The sequence below is a fragment of the Candidatus Cloacimonadota bacterium genome (genome assembly GCA_012522635.1).
Lineage (GTDB): Bacteria > Cloacimonadota > Cloacimonadia > Cloacimonadales > Cloacimonadaceae > Syntrophosphaera.
Genome location: JAAYKA010000149.1, coordinates 1 through 4,092, shown reverse-complemented (window position 1 = coordinate 4,092; position 4,092 = coordinate 1). Strand labels below are relative to the sequence as shown.

Annotated in this window: 7 protein-coding genes; 1 reads left to right on the top strand and 6 read right to left on the bottom strand. The window is 48.4% G+C overall.

The genetic code is table 11. The features are described from left to right. Both GX135_07755 and GX135_07750 read right to left on the bottom strand, forming a co-directional pair. The coding region (locus GX135_07755) for a hypothetical protein (protein NLN85972.1) at positions 1 to 219 on the bottom strand (219 nt) is incomplete at its 3' end. 97 nt (positions 220 to 316) lie between these two features. Continuing rightward, entirely contained in the window at positions 317 to 577 is a 261-nt protein-coding gene (locus tag GX135_07750; GenBank protein ID NLN85971.1) for a hypothetical protein, read from the bottom strand. A gap of 392 nt (positions 578 to 969) precedes the next feature. Between GX135_07750 and GX135_07745 the strand changes: the two genes are divergently transcribed. Beyond that, a complete protein-coding gene (locus GX135_07745) occupies positions 970 to 1,647 on the top strand; it encodes a metal-dependent hydrolase (protein NLN85970.1) in 678 nt (225 codons plus the stop codon). A 29-nt stretch (positions 1,648 to 1,676) separates the two neighbouring features. On the opposite strand, the gene tpx is transcribed toward GX135_07745, so the two are convergent. The 4 genes from tpx to GX135_07725 all read right to left on the bottom strand — a co-directional run. Continuing rightward, a complete protein-coding gene (gene tpx, locus GX135_07740) occupies positions 1,677 to 2,180 on the bottom strand; it encodes a thiol peroxidase (protein NLN85969.1) in 504 nt (167 codons plus the stop codon). A 147-nt stretch (positions 2,181 to 2,327) separates the two neighbouring features. Beyond that, positions 2,328 to 2,612, bottom strand: coding sequence for a hypothetical protein (locus tag GX135_07735; GenBank protein NLN85968.1), 285 nt, complete (start codon positions 2,610 to 2,612; stop codon positions 2,328 to 2,330). A gap of 14 nt (positions 2,613 to 2,626) precedes the next feature. After that, the gene (locus GX135_07730; GenBank protein NLN85967.1) at positions 2,627 to 3,469 is read right to left on the bottom strand and encodes a conjugal transfer protein TraF; all 843 of its coding nucleotides are present in this window, start codon (positions 3,467 to 3,469) and stop codon (positions 2,627 to 2,629) included. A 12-nt stretch (positions 3,470 to 3,481) separates the two neighbouring features. After that, on the bottom strand, positions 3,482 to 4,092 hold a 611-nt coding region (locus tag GX135_07725), incomplete at its 5' end, for a hypothetical protein (GenBank protein ID NLN85966.1).

Here is a 4,092-nt window from a genome sequence, read left to right as displayed (position 1 = left end):
ATAAGATAAACCGATATCGTCAAAACCATCTCCATCGACATCTCCCAATCTGCTCCAGTAATACGAGATAAGGCCATCATCTGGAAACTCGATAATGTGATCCGGATCCTGGAGATCGGCATTTGGCCCGCTGTAAAAAATCAGCAGCTGATTACTTGTTCTGTAAGTCCATTCCACGATAGCCAGATCATCATAGCCATCGCCGTTCAGATCGCCCAAATTTAATGGCTCACATACCCGGGTGTGTGTGCCATCATCCCAATAATACCCCTCACGGCTCAGGGAGGGCTGGGTTGCTGAACTGAAGTCGGGACCGTCAAAAAAATATATCTACCTTTCCAAGTGCCGGCATAGCCTGACTGAGATTGTAATCCCAGGCAAAAGACAACACTATCAAATCATCGTAACCGTCATGATTGAAGTCGAGACTGACTAAGGTATGACCAAACATTGAGCAATGATGCTCTCCTTCAAATTCCGCCATCAGCGGCATGTCGTTCTGACCCCAAAGCGCTGTGGAAACAAAAAAACTCACTGCCAAGAGTAAGAATGCCCGGTTTGAGATAGATAGTGTCATGACTTCACCTCTTAGAAAAGTTGAGTCACAAATATGGGGGTGATCCCAACTCATTGTTTCTCAGGTTGCTTGAGGGCTTTTAACATCCCTCGCTAATCATAATCCATATATGTCGAAACGACTGATTACACTGTTTATATCTTTCCTTTTTAGGTCAAGGTTTATTTTCCTGATGAGTTCGTCTCATAAGGCTGGATTACCAGTAAAGGTTTTATCGGGTTTTTGAGGGTTTGTTTCAAAAGCTCGGATGGATAAATTCTGTCACAGATCACATCATTAGAATAACCTGGCAGAAAAAGGTTTAACTTGGATTGAGGTTTGACAAAAGATTCTGCTTGACGTTCGGGTGTGGTATCATCAAAATGGAAAAAACGATGAATGGGAGAACAGAAATGAAAATACGCTATTTTGGACACTCGGCTTTCTTGCTTACGAACGACCTTGGGCACAGGGTTTTAATCGACCCTTTTTTGGACGACAATCCGCTTTCGCCGGTGAAATCGGAAGAGATTGATGCCGAATATATCATTGCCACCCATGCTCACGCGGATCATCTGGGCGACAGTTTCAAGATTGCCAAACGCTGTGATTCCACCGTGATTGGAGTGGCGGAATTGGCATGGTATGTGGAATCAAAAGGCTGCAAAGCGCACGCGATGCAAATCGGCGGAGCTTACAGCTTTCCCTTTGGCAGGGTGAAACTTACGCCAGCGCTGCATGGAAGCCAAACTCCGGAGGGGCAATATGCCGGGCTGGCGGCTGGAGTGTTGCTGTGGATGGATGGAATGTGTATCTACCACGCTGGCGACACAGGCCTTTTTTATGATATGAAGCTAATCGGCGAGATGAATGAGGTGGACTGTTTCATCGTTCCGATTGGAGATAATTTTACCATGGGGATTGAGGACGCGTTAAAAGCGGTGGAATTTGTGAACCCCCAAAAGGTGCTGCCCATGCACTATAACACTTGGCCAGTGATTAGCGCCGACCCGGAAGAATTTGCCCGAAAAGTGAATGCAATGGGCAGGGTTTGCCTCACGCTCAAACCCGGAGATGAACTCCAGATCTGAGCGAAAGGCAGTTTGAATGATGGAGCCGCTTATTTCTTGAGCGCTGCCAGAGCGGCTTGGTAATCCGGCTCCTGGGTGATTTCCTCAACCAGTTCGCGATAGACCACTTTGCCAGTTTCATCAATCACGATCACCGCACGCGCCAAAAGTCCCGCCATGGGGCCATCAATTAATTCCAAGCCGTAGGTTTTGCCAAATTCGCGGTCGCGCATTTCGGAGAGGGTGAGCACTTTGTCGATGCCTTCGGCACCGCAAAAGCGTCCCAGAGCAAAGGGAAGATCGCGTGAAATGCCGATGATGACGGCGTTGGGAACCTTGGAGGCTTCCATGTTGAAGGTGCGCACGCTGGTGGCACAAACGGGGGTGTCCACGCTGGGGAAGATATTCAACAGAATCTTTTTACCCTTGAAATCCGCCAGAGAGCGATCTGAAAGATCGTTCGCGGTGAGGGTGAAATCCTTGGCAGCACAGCCCATGCGGGGCAGCGAGCCTATTGTATTAACGGTGTTTCCGTGAAGTTTTGTTTTAGCCATTTTTATATCCTTTGTGTGTTAATTCATTTTTGGACAATATAAACGAGAAAAGCCGTCCAGGCAAACCGGGCTAAAATTCGGGGATATAAAAAACCGGCCTGCCGTCTGAATCTAAGCGGCAAGCCGGGTCAATTGATTGGCTGGGGATTAAGCCAGGAAAAACAGTTTAATCAGTATCGCGATTAAAAGCGCGGAGTTTATCGTCGCAAAGATTGTGAAACGGGTTTTTATCGCCCTAATTTCGTCACGATTGACTATGGCCCTTTTTTCAATCTTTACAATCAGGTGTTCAATGGTGGCAAGCTTTTCCTCGGCCTCATTGATTTTACGGATATTGCTGTTGTGGTTCACATCTCGCTTGAATTGACGCATGAGCTCGAAAGCTACTGGAATGAAGGTGGGGACAAGTTTTTTAAGGTTAAAAATAGCCATTTTCACACTCCCTTTTAGAATTTGTAGCCCAGATTTCCATAAAGGGTGCCAGGCAGGACGGAATGGGTGGAATAGGCAAGGTCGAGCTCGATGCCCTTGACGTTCAAACCGATGCCAGCGTTCCAGGTGGCGGGATTTGAATGCACGCCAAAACGGATGGCGAGAGGCTCGAAAAGGCGAACTTCCACGCCGCCCATAAATTCCGTTTCCTTGGCAAAATCTTTTTTCACTTCCAGGCTGGTAATCACATTTTCGTATGGTATGTAGGATATTCCCAAAGCCAGTTTGCTGGGCAGGGAATGCTGGTTTTCCTCACCCATCATGGCTTGGTTTATATTGCTGACGCTGAAGCCGAGCTTGGTGCGCCCGTGCAACAGGGCCTGGGCTCCCAAATCGATTCCAAAAGCGTCGTCGGATTTTTCATCAATAAACTGCAGGCGATGATAGTTCAGGGTGTAGCCCACGCTAATCTGGGAATGGATGTCGCTTTGCAAGTCGAAGGCGTGTCCGGCGGTCCAGATTTGTTCGCTCATCAGGTTTTCATCTTCAAAACCAACATCGAAAAGCCTGGCTCCAACCGCGAGGGTGCCAAATTTTTTGGGCAATCCAACGCCCAGTGCGGCGGTTTTATATTCCGAAAAAGACATGCCATAAAGCTGGCTGAAGCCTGCCTGGACTTCCATTTTCACGTTTGTGAGTCCGGCGGGGTTGAACCAAAGCGCGTGAACATCATCTGCCACGCCGGTGTAGGCTCCACCCATGCCACGAGCTCTGGCGGAAGGAATGTAATCATCGAAAACAGCCAGCAGCAGCGCCGCTTGGATGAGGATGAGGGAAAGAATTACTATCTTTTTCATGTTTGGGCTCCCTTATTTCATTTTGGCTTTGATGACAATCGGCTGCACGGTGCTTTCCTTGTGGCCGGTGGCGCGGTCAATCACTTCCAAATGGCAGTAATAGAAGCCGATGGGCAGTTTGTTTGTCATGTAGTCGCGGCCGTCCCAAACGAAGCTTTCGATGCCCAGCGAGCTGCCGATGTTGCGATTCACAGGCGTTGCCACCAGGCGTCCCTGAGCGTCATAGATGCGCACAATCGCTTTGGCGTTGACACCTGAAGCGGTGGATTTTATGCCATATTCAATGGTGAGTTTTTCGTTCAGCTCGGGGTTGAAAATGTTGCGGCCGTTAGCTTCGTTTCTGATGTTCAGCCAAGCCATGTCCTTATTGATGGGCACCAGAAGTTTTCCATTGGAGATATTTGCAATGGGAGTGTTGTCGTAGGCAAAAGAAACGAGCTTAATCTCGGATTCTCCATAGGCGATGGGGGTTAAAATCAGTTTGAGCAAAACCTGGTCATCCGCGGTGGAGAAAATGGGTTCCTGGGATTGATAGATGACGGAAAGAATGTCGCCCGCTTCGGAAAGGCTGTATTCAGGCTCAAAGCCGGTCATGGTGTCTTCCACATCCAGGCGTTCAAACT

Coding starts and splice junctions, on each gene's coding strand:
- GX135_07750 (NLN85971.1), bottom strand. CDS start 577: ATGACACTATCTATCTCAAACCGGGCATTCTTACTCTTGGCAGTGAGT.
- GX135_07745 (NLN85970.1), top strand. CDS start 970: ATGAAAATACGCTATTTTGGACACTCGGCTTTCTTGCTTACGAACGAC.
- tpx (NLN85969.1), bottom strand. CDS start 2,180: ATGGCTAAAACAAAACTTCACGGAAACACCGTTAATACAATAGGCTCG.
- GX135_07735 (NLN85968.1), bottom strand. CDS start 2,612: ATGGCTATTTTTAACCTTAAAAAACTTGTCCCCACCTTCATTCCAGTA.
- GX135_07730 (NLN85967.1), bottom strand. CDS start 3,469: ATGAAAAAGATAGTAATTCTTTCCCTCATCCTCATCCAAGCGGCGCTG.